This window comes from Alkalibacterium kapii (assembly GCF_007988865.1).
Lineage (GTDB): Bacteria > Bacillota > Bacilli > Lactobacillales > Carnobacteriaceae_A > Alkalibacterium > Alkalibacterium kapii.
The window spans coordinates 16,887-37,702 of record NZ_BJUY01000019.1 but is presented as its reverse complement, the minus strand read 5'-3'; the positions used below and the strand labels follow the sequence as shown (position 1 = coordinate 37,702).

General features: G+C 38.0%; 19 protein-coding genes and 1 other RNA gene. 6 read left to right on the top strand and 14 right to left on the bottom strand.

Features of this window, described 5'->3' with window-relative positions; genetic code table 11:
• Positions 1-142 precede the first annotated feature (142 nt).
• The 3 genes from AKA01nite_RS07110 to AKA01nite_RS07100 form a co-directional block, all read right to left on the bottom strand.
• On the bottom strand, positions 143-514 hold the full coding sequence (locus AKA01nite_RS07110) for a glycine cleavage system H family protein (protein WP_146924626.1): 372 nt from the start codon (positions 512-514) through the stop codon (positions 143-145).
• A 114-nt stretch (positions 515-628) separates the two neighbouring features.
• The gene (locus AKA01nite_RS07105) at positions 629-1,672 is read right to left on the bottom strand and encodes a YihY/virulence factor BrkB family protein (protein ID WP_246117006.1); all 1,044 of its coding nucleotides are present in this window, start codon (positions 1,670-1,672) and stop codon (positions 629-631) included.
• Between the two features lie 143 nt (positions 1,673-1,815).
• Complete coding sequence (locus tag AKA01nite_RS07100; RefSeq protein ID WP_146924625.1) at positions 1,816-2,043, bottom strand: DUF2969 family protein; 228 nt, start codon at positions 2,041-2,043, stop codon at positions 1,816-1,818.
• 161 nt (positions 2,044-2,204) lie between these two features.
• Between AKA01nite_RS07100 and AKA01nite_RS07095 the strand changes: the two genes are divergently transcribed.
• Complete coding sequence (locus AKA01nite_RS07095) at positions 2,205-3,101, top strand: fumarylacetoacetate hydrolase family protein (RefSeq protein ID WP_146924624.1); 897 nt, start codon at positions 2,205-2,207, stop codon at positions 3,099-3,101.
• Between the two features lie 55 nt (positions 3,102-3,156).
• Here the strand turns inward: AKA01nite_RS07095 and AKA01nite_RS07090 are convergent, their stop codons facing one another.
• Positions 3,157-4,875 carry a Na/Pi cotransporter family protein gene (locus tag AKA01nite_RS07090; RefSeq protein ID WP_146924623.1) on the bottom strand — a complete coding sequence of 573 codons (1,719 nt, stop codon included), beginning with the start codon at positions 4,873-4,875 and terminating at the stop codon, positions 3,157-3,159.
• Positions 4,876-5,493: 618 nt separating this feature from the next.
• Between AKA01nite_RS07090 and AKA01nite_RS07085 the strand changes: the two genes are divergently transcribed.
• Positions 5,494-5,865: a hypothetical protein gene (locus AKA01nite_RS07085; RefSeq protein WP_146924622.1), complete on the top strand. Its 372-nt coding sequence runs from the start codon at positions 5,494-5,496 to the stop codon at positions 5,863-5,865.
• A 259-nt stretch (positions 5,866-6,124) separates the two neighbouring features.
• On the opposite strand, the gene AKA01nite_RS07080 is transcribed toward AKA01nite_RS07085, so the two are convergent.
• Together AKA01nite_RS07080 and AKA01nite_RS07075 are read right to left on the bottom strand one after the other, a co-directional pair.
• Positions 6,125-6,904 (bottom strand): Cof-type HAD-IIB family hydrolase, encoded by a 780-nt coding sequence (locus tag AKA01nite_RS07080; RefSeq protein WP_146924621.1) that lies wholly within the window; start codon positions 6,902-6,904, stop codon positions 6,125-6,127.
• Positions 6,905-6,999: 95 nt separating this feature from the next.
• The gene (locus AKA01nite_RS07075) at positions 7,000-8,526 is read right to left on the bottom strand and encodes a collagenase (RefSeq protein ID WP_146924620.1); all 1,527 of its coding nucleotides are present in this window, start codon (positions 8,524-8,526) and stop codon (positions 7,000-7,002) included.
• Between the two features lie 272 nt (positions 8,527-8,798).
• Here AKA01nite_RS07075 and AKA01nite_RS07070 point away from each other — a divergent pair, with 272 nt between their 5' ends.
• The 3 genes from AKA01nite_RS07070 to ssrA all read left to right on the top strand — a co-directional run bounded on the left by AKA01nite_RS07070 (position 8,799) and on the right by ssrA (position 11,122).
• Entirely contained in the window at positions 8,799-9,701 is a 903-nt protein-coding gene (locus AKA01nite_RS07070; protein WP_146924619.1) for a diacylglycerol/lipid kinase family protein, read from the top strand.
• Positions 9,702-9,943: 242 nt separating this feature from the next.
• A complete protein-coding gene (locus tag AKA01nite_RS07065) occupies positions 9,944-10,252 on the top strand; it encodes a hypothetical protein (protein ID WP_146924618.1) in 309 nt (102 codons plus the stop codon).
• A gap of 501 nt (positions 10,253-10,753) precedes the next feature.
• Positions 10,754-11,122, top strand: a transfer-messenger RNA (tmRNA) gene (ssrA, locus tag AKA01nite_RS07060).
• Positions 11,123-11,176: 54 nt separating this feature from the next.
• Here the strand turns inward: ssrA and AKA01nite_RS07055 are convergent.
• Positions 11,177-11,437, bottom strand: coding sequence for a DUF2188 domain-containing protein (locus tag AKA01nite_RS07055; RefSeq protein WP_146924617.1), 261 nt, complete (start codon positions 11,435-11,437; stop codon positions 11,177-11,179).
• Between the two features lie 558 nt (positions 11,438-11,995).
• On the opposite strand from AKA01nite_RS07055, the gene AKA01nite_RS07050 reads away from it, so the two are divergent.
• On the top strand, positions 11,996-12,985 hold the full coding sequence (locus AKA01nite_RS07050) for an NADPH:quinone reductase (protein ID WP_146924616.1): 990 nt from the start codon (positions 11,996-11,998) through the stop codon (positions 12,983-12,985).
• 293 nt (positions 12,986-13,278) lie between these two features.
• On the opposite strand, the gene AKA01nite_RS07045 is transcribed toward AKA01nite_RS07050, so the two are convergent.
• From AKA01nite_RS07045 to secG, 7 genes are all read right to left on the bottom strand, one after another.
• Positions 13,279-14,220, bottom strand: a complete 942-nt coding sequence (locus AKA01nite_RS07045) for a 2-dehydropantoate 2-reductase (protein ID WP_146924615.1) — start codon at positions 14,218-14,220, stop codon at positions 13,279-13,281.
• 21 nt (positions 14,221-14,241) lie between these two features.
• A complete protein-coding gene (locus AKA01nite_RS07040) occupies positions 14,242-15,288 on the bottom strand; it encodes a PTS sugar transporter subunit IIC (protein ID WP_186805131.1) in 1,047 nt (348 codons plus the stop codon).
• 270 nt (positions 15,289-15,558) lie between these two features.
• Complete coding sequence (locus AKA01nite_RS07035) at positions 15,559-16,239, bottom strand: histidine phosphatase family protein (RefSeq protein WP_246117005.1); 681 nt, start codon at positions 16,237-16,239, stop codon at positions 15,559-15,561.
• 142 nt (positions 16,240-16,381) lie between these two features.
• Positions 16,382-16,843, bottom strand: a complete 462-nt coding sequence (gene smpB, locus AKA01nite_RS07030; RefSeq protein WP_146924612.1) for an SsrA-binding protein SmpB — start codon at positions 16,841-16,843, stop codon at positions 16,382-16,384.
• A gap of 17 nt (positions 16,844-16,860) precedes the next feature.
• Complete coding sequence (rnr, locus tag AKA01nite_RS07025; RefSeq protein ID WP_371860868.1) at positions 16,861-19,230, bottom strand: ribonuclease R; 2,370 nt, start codon at positions 19,228-19,230, stop codon at positions 16,861-16,863.
• Positions 19,227-19,979, bottom strand: coding sequence for an alpha/beta hydrolase (locus AKA01nite_RS07020; RefSeq protein WP_146924611.1), 753 nt, complete (start codon positions 19,977-19,979; stop codon positions 19,227-19,229). Before AKA01nite_RS07020 ends, rnr begins: the two co-directional genes overlap by 4 nt.
• 578 nt (positions 19,980-20,557) lie before the next feature.
• Positions 20,558-20,788: a preprotein translocase subunit SecG gene (gene secG / locus AKA01nite_RS07015; protein WP_146924610.1), complete on the bottom strand. Its 231-nt coding sequence runs from the start codon at positions 20,786-20,788 to the stop codon at positions 20,558-20,560.
• Between the last annotated feature and the right edge of the window lie 28 nt (positions 20,789-20,816).

Sequence of the window (20,816 nt, the reverse complement as noted above, 5' to 3'; positions counted from 1 at the left end):
CGTAGTTTCTCCTATCTAAAAAGGGCACGCATTTTTCTTTTGCGTAACCTTTTGTAGCTTCGATCCCAAAGTAAGGGCACGCATTTCCATGTATGATGCACTATACAGAAAAAGAGCAGTTCTGGCTGCTCTTTTCATTATTTTATTCAGATTCTTCCTTGTTTAAAGTCATTTCTGTATCTAGGGTATTCCATACGTCAGGGTCGACATCATTGACCACTAAAATCCAGTTATCCCTTTTATCTTCAGAGTTTAACAAACTTGGTTCATCTTCAATCTGGGTGTGTGTCTCTTTCACAGCAGCATCGAATGGAAGTGTCAACTCTGTTACTGCTTTCGCTCCTTCGACATTAAGGATAGGATCTCCTTTAGTCAAAGATCCGTTATGCTCAACGATTTCAGCAAACATCACTTCGCCAGCATCATCCTGTCCTTTTTCGGATAAGCCTACTTTATAGTCTGTGTCGTTTATTTTCTCGATCCAAATTCCGTTATCATGATATTTGATTGTCATTTTCATGTCTCCTCGCTATACATTTTCCATCACAGTTATTATAACTCATTTATTCAGAAAAACAAAAGAGCGATATATGACGACATCGCTCTTCTTGAAATTCTTTGTGATTCCTTATTCATCTGGTTCAACATCAGGACTTTTTTCTTTAAACTCTTTTACCTCGTCTTTTTTCAATTTACCAACTTTATATAACTTTCGTTTAAGGATCGTCGTATCTGCTTCACTTGGATAACCTGTCCAGTCTGAGTCTTGAAGACTCTTTTCATTACGTTTTGCTTTTTCGTATTCAGGAACAGACATATAGTTCTTCCACTCGAATATCATTGCATTGATCAAGGCACCTAACAGTAATATTAAACTTGACAGGTATAGAAAAATCATTAACGCAATGAACGCGCCAAACGTTGCATTAGCAACTGCATCGCCGCCTGCAAGGTTCAAGTAAATGGAGAACCCTTGCGTTAGAAGGACCCAGCCGATTGTTGCAAAGATGGCTCCCTGATAAGAATACTTTAAAGTCAGATGATGATTCGGAACGACACGGTAAACGATTAGAAAAACCAGGAACAAAATAACAACTAAAACGACCCATCTTAACAGCAGGAATTGCTGAATAAATGGAATGGTTATTCCGATCGTATCTTGAACAAATTGAAGGATTTGATCACCAAAAACAAAAGCAAATACAGCTGCACCTATGACAAGCACGATACCGATCATTGTAAACAAAGAAACTATGCGACCAATTATAAAATTACTCGTTTGAATCGACCCGTAAACTTCATCTAGGACACGCCGCAATATCGTAATGACCCGACTGGCTGACCATAATGCTGCAAGCAAACCAAAGGAAATGGCACCACCACTGCCGCTTTCCAGGTAATTTCTGATTACTGGTTCGATGACACCATAAACATCCTGAGGAACAAAATCTGCCGTCATGTTTAATACTTCATTAGGATCGATCGGCAAAAGCGGAATGATATTAGCCAAGACAAGCAAGAGCGGGAACAAAGATAAAAGCAGAAAGTAAGCCATTTCAGCCGCACTCTGGGTCACAGCTGCTCTCTCCCAATTTGATTGTGCAATTTTAATGAAACGTATCAACTTATCTTTACGTGGAATATTTTTTCCGATTTGTTCTACTTTATCCACACGAACACGTCCTTTCGCAGAGATTTACTTACTCTAATCATAGCATAACTGAGTGTTTCCTCCCTATCGAGAAGCATCTAAAAATAAAAAACACTTACTTTGTTATCCAAAATAAGTGTTTTGAAATCAGGTATTAGCTTTTTTTAATCATGTAAGTTATATTCCTCAATAATCATCTGGACACCTTCATCAATCGTTTGGGCGCTGCGTTTTTTCCCAGATTTAAAAATAACAGTCACTGGACCGTCGCCTTCCTGCTGCAGTGTTCCGATAATTTTCTTTCTGACGATTAGTTCATACTCAGTATAGGTTTCTGTATTATTTTTGGTTTCATTTATTTCTACTTCAATGTTTTTGTTTCTTTTACTCATATCGATTCCTCCACTTTCTCCTTCATCAACAGTTTACTAAAAACATATCGATTGAGCAAGTCTGGATATTTATTGACAGAAAATCACAAGCGTTATTTTTGATAAATTTCATCAGCTATTTATAATTAAAAAGGAAGGATTAAATAAAAGGGGATTTTTTCATGAAGCTGGTCAATTATAAAAAAAAGTATGAATCAGTAAACAAATTAGGCCTTATTGTAAATAGTGATGTGATGGACCTTCTTCGGCTAGCGGAACATTTAAATACTGAGGTTCCCAGAACAATCGATGAATTAGTCGCTAACAGTCAGGTTGGTTTAAAGCAAATTCGGCAGACAATGGAAAAGGCAGACGCATTGAATGTAAAAAAAGAGGACTATTATATCGCTCAAGCTGAATTAAATTATCTACCACTCATTAAAAAACCAGAAAAAATTCTGTGCGCAGGTATGAATTATGTGAATCATATAATAGAAAGAGGCGGCGATGTTCCACTTTCTCCTATTTTTTTCAACAAACTGCCAAATGCATTAGCTGCTCATGAACAAGAGATCGTGTTACAAAATAATGCAAAAAAAGTAGATTACGAAGCAGAACTTGTTATTGTTATTGGTAAAAGAATCAACAATGTTGGTGAAAAAGAGGCTGAAGAAGCTATTTTTGGATATACAATCGGGAATGACGTTTCAGACCGAGGATTTCAATTCCAGTCATCTCAGTGGCTGATCGGGAAATCGATGGATAATTTCGCTCCTATCGGTCCAGCTTTAGTGACAAAAGATAGTATCGATTCTGTACAGAATCTATCTATTCAGACCAAACTTAATGGTAAACTGGTCCAGGACAGTTCCACAAAAGAAATGCTCTTTAATGTAAATAAGCTTGTCAGCTGTGCTTCTCAGTACATGACATTAATGCCGGGAGACCTGATTTTTACCGGCACTCCAAAAGGGGTTATACTGGAGCAGCCAGAAGAAAAACAAGTTTGGCTCAAAGATAAAGATCGTGTAGATATCTCTATTGAATCACTTGGAACATTGAGTAATGTATTTATTTAGGTAACTCGTTGATAAAAAAGGGAAGCGACTAAACCAGCCGCTTCCCTTTTTTTATTTAATTCGTCTCTGTTGCACCTTCAACTTCGCGTGCATGACGTGGACGTTTTGAGTCTTGCTGGAATGGATATCTTATACCTAATGAGTGTTTGGCGATTTTAACTGAGTGATCAGACATTCTTTCAAGGTTGGAAACAATATCTACAAACAGAATGCCATCAGATGGCAGTCCCGTTCCGCTGTTCAAACGTTGAATGAACTTCTTACGAATCTCTTCTTCCAGACGGTTGACTTCTTTCTCACGCTTTATTACTTTACCCGCTAGTACATAACTGTCTTGAGTAAAGGATGTTATCGCGTCAGAAATATTCTCTTCAACGAGATTGAATAACGCAATTAAATCGTCATCGTGGAAAATTTTCTCTGGCTCTCTATTTAACTTTTTAGCTAATTTCTTCTGAGCCTTGGCTGCTTCTTTGATATTATTCAAAATATTTTCACTATGGTCACCAATACGTTCGAGATATTTTGTAATATCCATCATTTGTGTATGTTCGGTTGAACTCTTTACAGGCAAGTCTTCTACTGAGATATGCATTAAATATTCTGTAAGACGCGTATCGATGTCATTGACCACTTCTTCCAACTGTAATGTGTTGGACAAGCTGGTTTCATCCTGATTTTTGTAGTACTTGAACATCTCTTTAAATTCCTCAAGTACAAAATCACCCATTTGCTTTACTTCAAGCTTAGCCTGGTTCAAAGCAACAGAAGGCACGGTAGTAATGATGGAAAAATCGAGATGAGAGGCATCGTATTCAATGATTGCATCATCGCCAGGAATGAGACTGGTCACGATTTTAGCCAAGTAACCGATGAACCACATTTGAATGAGCACGTTGGTAACGTTGAATAATCCGTGAGCGACAGCAATCTGCATAGCTGGATTAAGGTTGAAAATAGGTGTGATTGCCACAATCATTGATGTAAAAGGTCTAATAGCAAGTAAAACAACGAGCGTACCAACTAAGTTGAAAATGATATGCGAAGCTGCTGTTCGCTTAGCTGGTATACTTGCACCGATTGCTGCTAAAACTGCAGTGATCGTTGTCCCTATATTGTTCCCAAATAGAACGGGCAGAGCGCCTTCAATCGAAATCTGTCCCTGAGAATAGAGTTCCTGCAAGATACCGATACTTCCACTGGAACTTTGTACAAGCCATGTAAAAATCGTACCGACACCAACACCCAGGATCGGATTATCACCCATGTTGATCATCAGGTCCTTGAATGCCTGAAATTCACGAAGGGGATACATCCCTTCCCCCATTAATTCCAAACCATAAAACAATGCGCCAAATCCAAAAATGATCTGTCCGATGCTGTTTATTGTTACATTTTTAAAGAAGAACAGCAAGAAAGCACCTGAAGCCATAATCGGCAAAGCATAAGCACCAATGTCAATACCAATGATGAAAGCTGTAACCGTCGTCCCTATATTAGCCCCCATGATGACACCTATCGCCTGTTTGAGTTTCATAAAGCCCGCGCTTACCAGCCCTACCGCCAATACGGTCGTCCCGGAACTGCTCTGAATCAATACTGTAACAACGATTCCGGCGATTATAGCACGAACCGGCGTTGAGGTCATTTGGTTCAAGATACTGCGCAAACTGTCTCCAGCAGACTTTTGCAAACCGTCCCCCATGTATTTTAGTCCGAACAGGAAGATACCCAGTCCCCCAGCGAACATGAATAACATTTGTTGTACGTCCACACGTAACCCTCCATTGTAATTTCTAAATATTTTAAAATGTTGAGACAACTACCTGAAGAAAGTAGTTCTTACTTAGCCAACCTCATACATTCTATTCCTATGATAAATGTAATTGCGATTAAAATGAATGGTTTTTTGATTTATGAGTAAATTTTAATTTATTATCAACAGTTTTCCTTGATAAAAGATTAATAAAAGAAAGCGTTTCATTGATAAACCTTACAGCTTACAGTTTAATTACGAACATATTACAGCGGTCTCGTCTTTAATATTCGCATTACGAAAATTTTACAGCTGATAATCCGCTTTCATTTCAAGTAATTTTTTCACTATCTTTTATTCATTTCACTTTATATTTTAATAATTGTTCACATATTCGTAACAAATGAGTGCCCTTTAAAAAACTGCAGATATCAAGGAATGAAACTAGAGCTCCTGGTCTTTCCACTAAACAAAATGAAACCAACAAACCGTGTCAAAGTTGTGAACAACATTTTTTATTTCTACAATCGTTGACGCTTGTATATTTACTTTTGATTTGAATAGCCATATACTTATATCTTGCAGTGACGTGTGACATTATTGCTTGGTGAAGACCAGGCAGATAGAGGTGATTTTATGACAGATGAAGTAGATAATGATTTGATGGATTTTGAATCTTATGCTGAAACAATCGGGATGACCCCCAAAGAATATGCACTTAGTCTCCATGAAAAAAACAAGGCCATTAAGTCTGTTTTTTTAAAGGGAGAATCAGATTTCGAACGATTTGTACGCGATTATCACTATATACTAGATCAGCTGACACGCTATAAAGAAACCGAAGCCAAAAAAAGCACTTATGAACACGCTCAGCTTATTAAACAAGTAACTGAACTCCTCACTGTGACGAGTCAGGATCCTAAACTTCTTGCTCAATTATTTCAGCATTATCCTCTAGGTATGAAAGTCAAATACGATCCTTTAGGCCTGAATAATTCTCTAAAGTAGTAAACCAAGAACCAAGAGCCTCACCGAAACATTTGGTGCAGGCTATTTTTATTGATTTCAGAATATATTAGTTTTCCTTAAGCAGTTTCGCTTTCATATTGGAAAACTGCTTAAGATTGAGCTTTATCTTAAGAAGTGAACGATAAATGCTTGCCAGCTGCTTGTGCTAATGCGTTATCTTAATCAGTTGGAGTATTTTTACCTTAAACTAGTAAAAAGAGACCGGAATATTGACTATCCAGTCTCTTTTATTAAAAAATCAGTCAATCAGATCGTAATGTTTTAGTCCTTCAATCAAACCGCCCTCTGTATTTGCAGACGTGACATAATCAGCGACTTCTTTGACCTCATCAACACCATTTTTCATTGCTACGCCATAATCCACACGTTCGAGCATTTCTTTATCGTTTGAACCATCTCCAAACGCATACAGGGGAACGTCCTTCATATCGATCGCTTCAAGCAAGGCATCGATACCTGATGCTTTGGAATGGCCTTTGGTGATCGTGTCCATACTGTAAGGTGTGTTGCGATAAAAAGATAACTCGGGAAATGCTTCTAAATAAGGCTTATCCAAAGTCGCATCCTCATTAATGATCAGCATCATCAAAATATCATCATTCTCTCCAAGAGAAGCATCGATTTCAGGAGGATTTTCATGGATAAAATTATAGGCGTTCTTCAGGGTAGGGTTATATTTTGTCGCTCGTATCTTATCCGAAGTGTACAAAGAAAGTGGCATGTCATTTTCAGCCGTCATTTTTTTCAATCGTTTTACAAGTGACTTGGGAATAGTATTTCTATAAACCTCCTTACCTTCGTACTGGATATACTGTCCATTAAGTGTAATAAAAGAATCGATCACTGTGTCTTCTAATACATGCTGGATCTCCAGAGGACTACGGCCTGTTGCTATAAATGGAACAGCACCATTTTCTTTAAGCTGAACCAGCGCCTCCTTTACCTCATCATCCACTGTCGACTCATTGTTAAGCAGCGTTCCATCTAAATCAAAAAATACTAATGCCTTTGGTTTCACTTTTTTGGCTCCTTTTTCTTTAAATAATGATAATTTTTGACTCTCAACTTTAATATCTCAATTTGATCTGCATTATATTACTGTGACTTGATTTTTTACATATCAAAAAAATAATCAGCATGCTCACTTTCCATAATAAAATCATACGCCTCTTGTGGGCGGTTTTCTTTCATCAACTGATGATAATGTCCGGCATCTTCCATCCACTGTTCGTAGAAGTCCAAGTAGTCGTATGGTTCTTTTTCTGCGGCTTCCACTGCTTTAGTGGCTTGAGTCAAAGCTTCTTTTGAATCAGTAAAAAGAAGCATATAAGACAAATTCAATAAACTATTTGCAGTCGGATTTACTTTAGTGTGCTCTTTACGTGCTTTTATCGCAGCATCCCAGTTCTGGCTTTGTTCAAGCATCATTGCATAATTCTGTAAAATATCACTATGCGCTGGGAGTTCTTGTAATATTTCTTTATAAAGAACTTCAGCTTCCTCGTAATCACTTTCCATTGACCAAGAATCCCATGCTAGACTGCGCTTGTTTTCTATCCAAGAAACCGATTCATGAAGAGCTGCCAGTTCGGTTCCAGTCATTTTATTGAATGCCTCTTCAAAATCAGAAGCTTCACTCTGTTGTTTCAGTAAATCAGAAATAAAAGAAAGGTCACCATCCTGACTGTCTAACAGATATAAAACTGCAAGATAAGACTGATCATAATTCCTGGTATCCACTTTTGATTCGGACTTGTCCCACTCATCGTGTGTATGCAAGTCAAGAAAAGATGTATCGAATATTTTTCCTTCAGGCAGCATATGAGCAGGGACCGTACGGTAACTCATCAATTCCGCGACGCCTTCATCGAACCAGACAGGAACATCGCGCCAATCCAAGTCTTCCTCTTCCAAAAATATATCCATCAGATAATGACTGTATTCATGGGCAAATACTTCAAGGATATGAAAATTTTCCTGATTTTCTGATACGTCATCTTCATAGAGCATCGCACGTTTAAAATAGGAGTTATAGTGCCCACCTTCCATTGTATCTGCGTTTGGATTCAAAGTAAAATAATCATCCGCATCTCTTAGGACGATCACCTCGAGCGGTTCACTTTTATCAACTGCTTTCCCGTAGATATCTTTTTCCATATCCTCAACAGCTGTAAATATACTTGTCATTTTTTCCACTGATTTTTCGGTGTCTGGATGGTAACGAAAGATAATATTATCTGTTTCAAGCACGGGGTACGCTTGAGTAAAATCATTGACTTTGTTTTTATCTGAAGAAAAAGCATTGCGTACGATCGCTATTTTATCTTTTGCTGACAGTAGCCCGACTTCTTCCTGTACTAAAGTAGTTACCGAAAAAGCCACCAACAGTATCAGCATGGCTGCCACGGTATCTGTAAGGATCAACACAAGTTTGAAACGACCCGCCTTTTTAAATACCCGTGACTTGCCTTTCACTGAACCTATTAAAGCCATAATAAAAACAATCAGTAAAAGAATAGAACCAGCAATGAAAATGATTGCTCCAAGTTCTACCCCAACAACTAAATATGTGAGTAATATAATTCCAGTGATCACTAACAGCCGAAAAATTGAAGTCAGCACAAGCTTTAGATTCTTCAAATGATTCACTCCCTGCTACAGATTTTTGATTATGTATTCATATAAAGTATACCACAGTGACGAGTTGATATAGAATGTAAATACGGCTTAGGAGAATTAAGTACTAAAAAAATCGTAATGAACTGCATTAATCAACAGCAAAGGATTTCATTCGACGACAACCTTATTCATCATGAATTCTAAATTTCCAGGCGGTTCAATAATTAGCTTTCTTGATGACTGTCTATAAGCTATACTTAACCCTATAGAAACAGACAGGGAGGTCCCGATCGATGCATTCTTTTTATTTCATCATCAACAAACAATCACGAAATAGCCATGATGTCTTTAAAAAATTACTTGTTCTGCTGCCAAAACACAAAGTTGATTATGACTTTTTAGTTACTGAAAGCATTGAACAACTTGACACCTTGCTTTCTCAATTAAAAAACACAATACAACCAACCGATATCATAGTTGTGGTTGGAGGTGATGGTAGCCTGAATCAATTTGTAACTTTTTATTCTAAATACTGCTTTAACAATCCAATCGGTTATATCCCAGCAGGGTCTGGCAATGATTTTGCACGGGCTAACGTCATTCCCTTTGATACGGAAGAAGCTCTCTTTCATTTATTTTCTGTCAAACGCGCAAAAGAACGCTCTGTTATCCTAGCGACACAAAATCAAACAGAACATCTTGCGGTGAATAGTATCGGCTTTGGGATCGATGGTTTAATTGGAAAATTCATTGACTCCAAGGGTAAGAAGGAAAAAGCTGGAGGGTATGCTTATGCGCTCAGTATTTTTTCAGGCTTTCTCAAACAGGAAAAATTTCCGCTCACGTTAACTTTAGACGACGGTGTACATGTATTCGATCAAGCTCAACTGGTTTTAGTTGCCAACAACCCATATTTTGGAGGAGGTATAAACATCGTACCCCAAGCTTCTGGAGTAGATGACCAGCTTGACATCCTGATTGCTGATAATGTAAACGTAAAAGATTTAATTTCTATCCTTTCCAAACTATTTTTCAAGCAAACACATCTGTCCCATCCCAAACTTTATTCTTTTCAAACTAAAGAAGCGACAGTACATATTAATTCAGGTCAATATGCCCAGAAGGACGGGGAAGTTTTTCACCAGGATGAGTATATGTATTATTTCAAATCTGAAAAGCTTCTATTTTGGATTTAGTAAATCTTCTTCAGCAAATATGAGGGTAGGTATGTTAGAAAACGAATAATGAGCGATTGGCTTTACTGGAAAATATGCTTCTAGATTTTAAGATAGTAAAACAAGAATAAAAAATTATCGTTCGGCCTTTTTAAATATATTTGATGCTGCACTTGAATCTTAGTATAATCGATTTATCAATACATATTAATCATTCAAAGATATAGCTTATACAGCCAAGTTCAGGCAAAAGGAGGTGTAACATGGACTCTAAATTGAAAATTTTAAATCCGTTAATCATTATTTTGTTGCTAATTATCTTGGTTATTGTAATAACCAAAGATCCTGTCATCTCTGTTAGTACTTATCCCTCCTCATCTTCAAATGATAATGTTTCGATAAATGGCGGTTTAGAAGTCGTTAACTTAGGTAATAATAGAATCGTTTTGTTTAGTACTGATACATACTCTGAGAATTACGGAGATATTGCCGTATTGGAATTCGATGAGGAAACTAAATCATTCAAAAAAGTCTCTGAAGATCACTTGTTTCTAGATCAATATTTTCGTTAAATCAAACATTGCTGCCATACTGTATTATGCAGTTCCTGTTTGATTATAATGCTTACTTTTTCCATTCATATGGACTACTAACTTTTCACTGTTATTTAGTATCACTAGAATTGCAGAGTTCTGCCTCATATTAAATAAAAAAGCCGGTAAACCTGTCCTGTCAGTATTTACCGGCTTTTACTGTCATATAATTTCAGTAATATCAATTGAGAGTCTCCTTCTATTTTGTAGTGTTGATCATTATCAAAAATATCAAATTATCTTAAAGTGCAAAAGACAGAACAATTCATATCTTTTTATTTATCCTCATTGGCTATCACTCAGAACGTATTCCAAAATAAAAGCGCTCAGTCTAATATGACCAAGCACTGTTCGTATTAACTGATATAATATATCTTTTAATCTATTAAAACTTACAAAAAATAAGCGAACACACTTTTCTTTTTTATAGAGGTATGCTATAATACTTATAGAGTCAAGAAAGGCTCTATCTATTATGTCGGGGTTGTTACGGATTCGACAGGCGTAGATTGAGCTTGGGTTGCGTTCCGCAGGTGACGAGACTGCGTATCAACGTCACAGTTAAATATAACTGCAAACAATAATAACAACAACTACGCTTTAGCTGCGTAAAAACAGCTTAGCGTGATCCGACCGGCATCGCCCATGTGCTCGGTATCGGGTCCTATAATAAGTGGGATACGCTTAGTCTTTCCGTCTGCAAGACTAAGAAGAGATCATCAGACTAGCAACGCATGACGCCCGTTTTACGGCTGATGCTGAGCGAAACTTTAAGTAGTAAAACTATGAACGTAGATACTTGAGTGTCGATACGTCTGGACAGGGGTTCGACTCCCCTCAACTCCATACACTAAAAAAGAAAAGAAGCGCCTTTAAACCGGTGCTTCTCTTCTTTTTTTGATTCTACTGATTATACTCGATTTGATCTTCGATTTTACCGTCTTCACCATGTACGATGACTTTTGACTGGTTTTTTTCGGCTCTTTTTTTGGCTTCTTCTAAGGCCTCGTCTTTATCATCAGTTGTGTATACTGCTTCGCGAACCCCTTCTTCTTTGACTTCCCACCGAGTATCTTCGCCCGTTACCACATGAAAACGGGCGTCATCTGTTCCTGCTCTTTTTTCGAAGTAATTACCGCGACCATTATTAGTTTCTTCACTCATTAATTTTGCCCCTTTCTCTTATTTACTAACCTTAATTTCGCATAAGCTCACTTAACAGTCAAAATTTAAGCATTGAAGATTTTAATTTAATTCTTGTTTCTCTAGTTTATCTTCTCGTGTTTGTGGTGTATGACTAAACGTATTCTAATCATACTGTTTCTTTTTTCAGCTCAACATCAACATAAAAATCTCCAAATTATAATAATAAAAATAAGCGATTAGAAGTAGAGAATAGTAACTTATTAATATCCGCGACAAGAGATCGCTTCAAATTTAAAAGTTTTTCAAACTAGAACTAATCAGATAAAGATTTTTTTACAAGAAATTATATTAAATAAGATTGAGACTATTAAATTTAATACACTTTAGAGAGTGGAACAATCCGTGAGTAATTCAGAAAGGCACGTTCACTGAGGGGACACCTATTAATTTAGAAGATAGTTACAAAAGTTGATGAATTTAAGATGGCAATGAATGAATGGGGGAACTAAACAAAAATCAAGAAATAAAATCCGTTCAGTGTTAAACTTAAATAGACCAATATTTAGGAGGAATAGAATGAAAGCAGTAGTAATTAATGAGTTTGGCGGACCTGATGTTTTAGAAACCGCATCAATAGAAGAGCCCACACCGGGTGCGCATGAGGTGAAAATAAAAATACATGTTACAGGATTAAATCCGAATGAGTCTTATAAAATCAATGGATCAAAAGATGGAGGGAAAGGGCTTGACTTTCCTTATGTACCTGGATATGATGCAGCAGGCCTAATTGAAGAATTAGGACCAGAAGTTAGTGAATTAAAAGTAGGGGACCGGGTATTTTTAGCTGGGTTGACAGCTAAAAGAAATACTGGAACTTATGCGGAAAAAGTAGTAGCAGATGCTGATCGAGTGCATCGGCTACCAGATAATTGTTCGATGATGGATGGAGCAGCCTTAGGAATCCCTGCCTTCACAGCTTATGCATCACTGTTTCAGCGGGCAAAAATTCGGGCAGGCGAATATATCTTAATTCACGGGGCAAGTGGTGCTGTTGGAAGTCTAGCTATTCAAATGGCAAAAGCGATTGGCGCAATAGTTATTGGCACATCAAGTACAGAAAAAGGACGCGAACAAATACTTGAACTCGGTGCCGATTATGCGATGAACCATCTGACATATGAAAACAAATATGAATTAACCGAGTACACAGAAGGAAATGGGCCCGATGTTGTTATTGAAATGCTTGCTAACGTGAACTTAGAAATAGATACCCAAGTCATTGCTGAATATGGTCGCATTGTTGTCGTTGGTAGTAGAGCTTCAATTGAAATTACTCCCCGAAATCTAATGGGGAATGAAGCGTATATAACGGCAGTAAATGTTTCGCACATGACGAAAGAAGCAAGAAATGAAGCATTCCATGGGATTGTTAGTTTCCTGGAAAATGAGATTCTTAAACCGCTGATAGGAAAAAAATTCACTTTAGATGAACCGGTTGAAGCACATAAAGAATTGATGGAAAAGCCTGGAAATGGCCGGACAGTTTTTGCCATTATAGAAGAATAAGAACATAAAACTCAAACTGCTGGTTATTTAAAAATATCCAGCAGTTTGAGTTTTAATGGTGTTAAAATAAAGGCATGAAAAATCGATAAATAAGCCATAAAGTAAGAAATCAAATGAATGAAAGTAGTATTTTGGTAAACTCTATTAAAGTTTTAATAGCGTTGATCTATTTATTTGTTCATTTCCAGGCACTACTTTTTAAATGAGCCTCTTTTAAAATGGGACCATCTAGCATAAAAATATAGATCTGCACCAAAATCAACTGATGCAGATCATATATTTCTTCTAAGTTTTTATTTAACTTTCGTTGTAGTAATACCTAAGATAGCTTCTTTAGCGTGTATCAAATCAGTTATCTGCTGGCAATAAGGTGCTTCAAGGCCTAGTTTTTTAGAGGCTTCAGCTACTTCTCCATTTAAAAAGTCAATTTCAGTTGGACGGTTATTATTTAAGTCCTGATGCATTGATGGATAGTGTGCGCCTACTTTATCAGCCAATGATTTAAGATACGAAATGGTTTCTTCGACGTTAAGTGTCACGTTATCTTGATGTTTAGCTACTGTAGCGAACTCTTTAATAATATTCCTCAGCATGGAATCAATCGTAGGTGTGGCAAAAACTTCCTCAATATTCGCATCCAATATCGTACACAAAGCGTTCATAGTGCCATTTACGCAAGCCTTACGCCAAATAGTGAAATTAACGTTTTCACTGTATTCACCATTAAGTCCGCTTTTTTGAAGTAAATCAACGATTTCAATGGTCGCTTCTTTTTCACTTGGGTCGCTGTTTTGTATTTCAACAGGCCCTTGACCGTTAAAGTGCGTATGTCCAGGTGCATCGATACCTGCCGTCCAAACGGTGGTCCCCATGATAATATTTTTTCGATTTATATATTTTTCCAGAGTTTTTAAATGTCCTAAGCCATTCAACAAACAGACGATTTTAGTATCCGGTCCAATGATATGTTCAATACTTTCCATCATTGACTTGAGCCCCATTGATTTCGTGAATACGAAGATGACATCCATTTTTTCTTTCAACTCATGAGGTCTACAAATGTCCATCTCCTGATTATCCTTACTGCCATTGACGGAAATGGTCAAACCTTTTTCAGAGATCGTTTTGATGTGCTGTTCCCAATTATCCAGTAAAGTGACATCAGCGCCACCTTTTTGTAAATGATAACCAAATCCACATCCTAAAGCTCCTGATCCTGCAATTGCTATTTTCATAAATTATTTCTCCTTTTTATACTAGTTTGTAGCGGGTACGAATTTAAAGATGTCGTGCTCATATATTTTTAGTACTTTATTAAATAATACATCAACGATTAAAGCTCCTCCAAATGGAATCACAAAGTATGCCAGAATGACCATCCAAAGTGCTGACCCCATATTTACTGCCTGTATTGGGCCTACTAAGCCTACGATGCCAAAACCAGCTGTTTCTGGTACACCTTGCATGCTGAACAGGTAAGCCCCTATACCAGAAAATACTGCATTAACAATGATTGGAATGACGATTCTTGGATGCTTAACGAGGTTTGGCATCATCATTTTCATCGCTCCCAAGAGGATAGCTAAAGTTGTCCCTTTGTGATTCACTTTTTGTGAACCGAAAACTAAAACTGCGGTACAAGCTGTGATCCCAACTGCTGCAGCTCCGGCTCCTAGTCCTGATATTCCTATAGCTATACCAATGGCTACTGTAGAGATTGGCGAAATAATCAGAACTGAAAAGGCTACAGAAATAAGTATTGCCATAACGAGTGGTTGAAGCTGTGTAAAGGTGTTTATTCCATTGCCGATTGTTGTAGTCACGAGGCTGACATAAGGCAAGATCAGTATACCAATCGTTCCCACACCGGCTCCTACAATAATAGGGAGTAAAATCAAGGTTAAAGAACCAAGTTTCCCTTCTAAAAAACGTGTAGCAAACACAGCAAGACCTGAGATGATCATCACATTGACTAGGTCTCCGATTCCAACTAAAACGATCCCTGCATCTGTCACTACATAGGCACCTGAACCTAAAAAGGATGCGGCACCAATGATCACACTTTGCATTGGATTCAACTTGAACTGCATTCCGACTAGAACACCAATCAGCGCCGGGGTTAAAAACTGCATAGTCGATACAATCATGGCTAATGTTTCAAAAATGGTACCATACGGAATGAGTGCTTTAAAAATTCCTCCTAAAATAGCATTGGCAATCAACCCAATAACGATACCGCTTGCTGTGCCCGCTAGTACCTTATTGGTATAGTCTTTAAACGTAAATTGTTCTCTTTCTAACATAATCATTCCCCTTATCTATAATAACTTTCATTTATTTAATGAATTCAAGCTCATCTTATCACAAATAGCTACCTTGTTTCAGAAAGTATCATGAAAATACAATAAAAGAAATTTAATTTTGGTGAGTATTATGTCCATTAAGTTTTAACTCATTTATAACTATGTACACTAATCACATATCTTTATAAATAAAAAGCCTTGTTCCTTTGTTTAGATCTCTTATGAAAAAGAGAATCCGAACAAAAAGGATACAAGACTTTTTGTTATTGATTATTTTTCATCAGTGAAATGTGAGACATCGTTATAACGTTCTATATGGAAGAGGCCATCTTCATATTTAGCAACTGATACACTAGCATTTAAAAGACTTTCTGTGTCATCAAGGTCTGGAATAAGATTTTGTAAAATGTAACGGATCGTTCCACCGTGAGCAACGAGTAAGATTTTTTCTCCCGTATATTTGTGCCGATCCATTAGTTTGATCAGACCTTTTTCTACGCGAGACCAGAACATCATAAAGTCCTCTGCATGGTTTTCAGGGTCGATCGCTCTAAAAGCATCCATTCGTTCAGGGACGTCTGTCTTGTTAAACAATTCTTTTTCAGTTTCATAACCCAAATGTTCTCTCACTTTGTCGTAGGCTTCTGAACCGTACATCCCTTCCATGGAGCCAAAGAAAACTTCCCTAAATTCAGGCATGGGATTCATTTTGATTGTTTCGCTTTGACCATTTTCTTCTAGAATGATTTCTGCCGTATCCTGTGTACGTTTCAGGTCACTCGTGTACACAGCATTGAATTTAACATCTGCTAATCCTCGCCCACAGCGGCGTACGTCTTCTATGCCATTTTCTGTCAAAGGCATATTACTCCAGCCCTGCATTCGTCCATAGTAATTAAAGTACGTTTCGCCGTGACGGACGAAATATATGGTGACACCCTTATTTGCCATTACTTTTCTCTCCTTCATTGTTCCTCTTCTTTCATTCTAACAAATTACGAGAGCTTTAGCGATAAAGTTACTTGAAATAGCTTTTACATTTTTTGTGATCTAGAGTAAGCATTAAACCACTCTCGATTCATACATATTAATCTTAATAATTATCTTTTACTGCTCGTCTCAGCTGACGTTCCTGGTCACGCCGTTTGATCGTTTCCCGCTTGTCGTATTGCTTTTTACCTTTAGCCAAGCCAATCAAGACTTTAGCTACACCGTTCTTGATATAAACTTTTAGAGGAATCAGTGTTACGCCACCTTGTTTTGTTTCCCCGATCAGTTTATCGATTTGCTTTTTCTTCATCAGCAGCTTACGTGTTCTGACTGGATCATGATTGAACTGATTTCCCTTTTCAAATGGAGCGATATGCACATTATATAACCAGATTTCACCTTTACGAATACCTGCGTAACCGTCTTTGAGATTGATTCGTCCTGCACGGATCGACTTGATTTCTGTTCCCTGCAGAACGATACCTGCTTCGATCGTATCCAGGATCGTATATTCATAACGTGCTTTTCTGTTTTGTGCTATCAGTTTACCTTGTCCTTGAGGCATATGACTCCTCCTTTTCTTTATTTTTTAGGTTTCTTTGATTTGCGTCGTTTCCTGCGTTTACTTGAACCTTTCTTATCATCCTTCTTGCGCGATGATTTTTTTCTGTGATCTTTAGGCTTATTGCTTTTCTTTCTCTTTTTATCTTGCTTTTCTTTTTTACTCTTTTCACGCTTTGCCTTTGTTTCTTCGTCTTCAACTAATTGAAAATCGATTTCATAAGTCTCTTTGTCTGCATTCGTTACCACGACTTCGACCGATTGTCCAATCCTGTATACATTACCTGTTTGCTGACCGATCAGAAGCAGTTCTCGCTCATTGAACTCGTAGTAATCATCATTCATATTTGAAATGTGCACAAGTCCCTCGACTGAATTAGGAAGTTGAACGAATAGGCCAAAGTTTGTAACTGAAGTAATAACACCTTGGAACTTTTCTCCAATTTTAGTGGACATGTATTCTGCTTTTTTCATTTCGTCCGTTTCACGTTCGGCATCCACTGCGCGACGCTCTGTCATTGAACTGCGCTCAGCGATTTCCGGCAATTTAGCATTCCAGTGATTTTTTGCTTTTTGACCTTTTCCGACCTCATCATAGTAATGGATCAGTCGATGAAGGATCAAATCCGGGTAACGTCTGATCGGTGAGGTGAAGTGAGAGTAATATTCCGCCGCCAGACCATAGTGTCCGATTGGTACGACGTCATATTTAGCCTGCTGCATTGAACGAAGCAGGAGCATTTTGATAACGCCCTCTTCAGGTGTACCGGCTACTTTGTCCAGGATATTCTGAAGCTTTTTAGGACTGATTGAATCCTTCAGTCCTTTAACGTTGATGCCAAAGCCACTGACGAATTCAATAAAACGCTGCATTTTTCCTTCATCCGGCTTATCGTGAATACGATATAAAATCGGCAGATCCTGCTTGGCATAATGTTCAGAAACTGTTTCATTCGCTGAAAGCATGAATGACTCGATCAGACGCTCGCCAACACCCCGTTCACGGAGGATAATATCTACTGGAAAACCTGTTTCATCTACCTTTATTTTAGCTTCATGGGTATCAAAATCGATAGAGCCACGGTTCACACGCTTTTTCTCAAGGATATGATGTAAAGCTTCCATATCTTTCAGCATGTCTACGATTTCACTGTATTCTTTTTTAAGCTCTGCATTGTCATTTTCCAATATATCGTTTACAGCTTCGTACGTCATACGGTAGTGGTTGTTGATGACACTTTTAGTGATATCATAATCCACTACTTTGCCTGACTTGTTGATCTCCATCTCACAGCTCAGTGTCAGTCGATCGACATCAGGATGCAGTGAACAGATGCCATTCGACAGACGTTGCGGCAGCATTGGAATGACACGATCTGTCAGATAGACACTTGTTCCACGTTCATATGCTTCGGTATCCATAGCGCTGTTTTCAGTAACATAATGACTGACATCTGCGATATGCACACCCAGATAGTAATTTCCGTTTTCCAGTCGTTTCACTTGAATAGCATCATCTAAATCCTTTGCATCCGCACCGTCAATAGTTATAATAACTTCGTCACGCAAATCTTTACGCCCTTCAAGATCCTTTTCTGAGATACTGTCGGGAACATTTTTAGCTTCTTCAATGACTTCTTCAGGAAATTCACTTGGTATACCATGCTTATGAACGATTGTAAGGATTTCGATCCCTGGTTCATCTTTGTGACCAAGCGTTTTAGTAACGATACCAGCTAGATGATTTACTTCACCTTTGAAAGCAAAGTCTGTCACTTCGACTTGAACGATACTGCCATCAACCGGTCGAATGCCTTTTGTTTCGACTTCCACGATTAACTCGGGCATTTTCTGGTTTTTAGGTTTAACATATCCATAAAGTCCGCTTGCTTTCACTTCATTCTCTGGATACGGCGTAAATTCTCCAAAAACGTTCTCGATTCCACGTTCAATGATTTCAACGATTTCTCCAGCCGGTCCCTTGTCTTTTTGCGGTAAAGCGTCCTGGGTGACTTTTACTTTTACTAAGTCTCCATTCAATGCAGATTTCGTTTCAGTAGGCGGAATGAATATATCCTGATCGTATTCTTCGATCGTTACGAAGCCAAAACCACGGTCGTTCCCGCTGAAACGTCCTGTCATTCCTTCTGATCCATTCTTTAATTTGAATTTTCCATTTTGTAGAAGGACGATCTTATCTTCTCTTTCAAGTTCAACGATGGCTTTCACAAGTTTTTTGAAATCTTTTGCTCCTGAACGGTTTAAACCTTCGCTGATTTTGTTTACTTCCATCGCTTCTTTGTTCTCTTCTTCCATATATGAAAGAATACTCTTCTTTAGTGCTTTGCGTTCTTTTTCTTCACTTAAATTTCCACTTTGCTTTTTACTCAATTGTCTCCTCCATCCCAGTTAAGCGTCGATAAGAAAGTCAAGACATGTGTCTGCAATTTTTTCCCTACACTTCCTGTTGTGATGACATGTTCGCCATTTTCGTATAGTTTAATCGATACTTCCGCCTGGTCTAATGACTCTCTGAATATGCGTGCCGTATCTGGCTCGATTAGTTCGTCTTTTTCACCTTGTCCTATAAATATCTTTTTATCAAGGGTTGGATACTGTTTCTCCATGTTGGATACGAAAGCTTTTAGTTCATCAAACATTTCTTTCAGTTCGATTTCGGCTTTAGTCATTAATCCGGCAAGTTCGTCTCTTTCATATCCTTTCGTTCGCTTAACTGTTTTGTACCATGCAAGGAAGCTATCCGTTACATGATTGTCGTACGTTGTTGTAACTGGAGCAGAAAACGTTCCGCCACCGATTGTCGCTTCCTCGTTTAACAGGAGATGTGTCGCGACGACACCACCCAGTGATAAACCAAACACTGCGATTTCGTCGTATCCTTTTTCATTTAAAAATGCGACAGCATCTTCTCCGTCTTTTATCCAGTCTTTAATTGAATAGTTGAAAAGGTCATCCAGGTCACTTGTACCATGACCAGAAAAGACTGGGGCATACACCGTGTAGTTAGCGCGCTCTAACGCTCTTGCTAAACTGATTACATCTCTAGGTGTACTTGTAAAGGCATGAAACAATAGTACTGCGCGTTTTCCACTTTCATAAAACAATGATTGATTATTCATTAAAAATCCTCCTTCAGACTCATTACCATTTTACCTTAAATCGAAGTTATTTTATACCGAAATACAATCGTCGCCCTAAACTTCTTGTTTCGCCTCATCTTTTTAAGCTTGTCATCGGTTAACTGAAGTGGTTTTCAGTTTGAGTTAACTAATGTACTCTTGACATCTGCGTGCTCAGATGGTTTTTCGTTTCAGTTAACTGATGTACGCCTCGCTTCAACGGACTCAAGCGGTTTTTCGTTTCAGTTAACTGATATGCGCCCCACTTCGACGGACTCACAAACCTTTTCATTTGAGTAAGCTGATATGAGCCTCTCTTCGACGGACTCGCAAAGGTTTTCGTTTGAGTTAACTGATGTACGCCTCGCTTCAACGGACTCGCGAAGGTTTTATTTTGAGTTAACTGATGACTATACAAAGTTATCCGAAAGAATTTAGTTTTTAGCCGAATCCCACCGGCAAACTTCAATGAGTAATCTCAGGGCATACAAACAAAAACACTCTTGCTTCTCTAACTTCAACAGCTTTCGCTCGAGGGAGGTATAGAGTAACAAGAGTATCCTGTAAATCATTCATATTTATAAAACTTGGCTCAATGTAAATGCTAAACCGAAAAAGAGTATGAGACTCACCACAGTTGTTTTGATAAGTACGGCTTCAAATCCACGTGCTTTTTGTTTCCCGAATAACTGACTTGCGCCACCCATGAATGCATTAGATGCACTTTGTGTTTTTGTTGGCTGCATAGCAATAACTATAATGATGAATACTGACAAAATAAGCATAATTGTAAGTAAAATATCGTACATAAAACATGACCTCCTTCTGACAAATCTC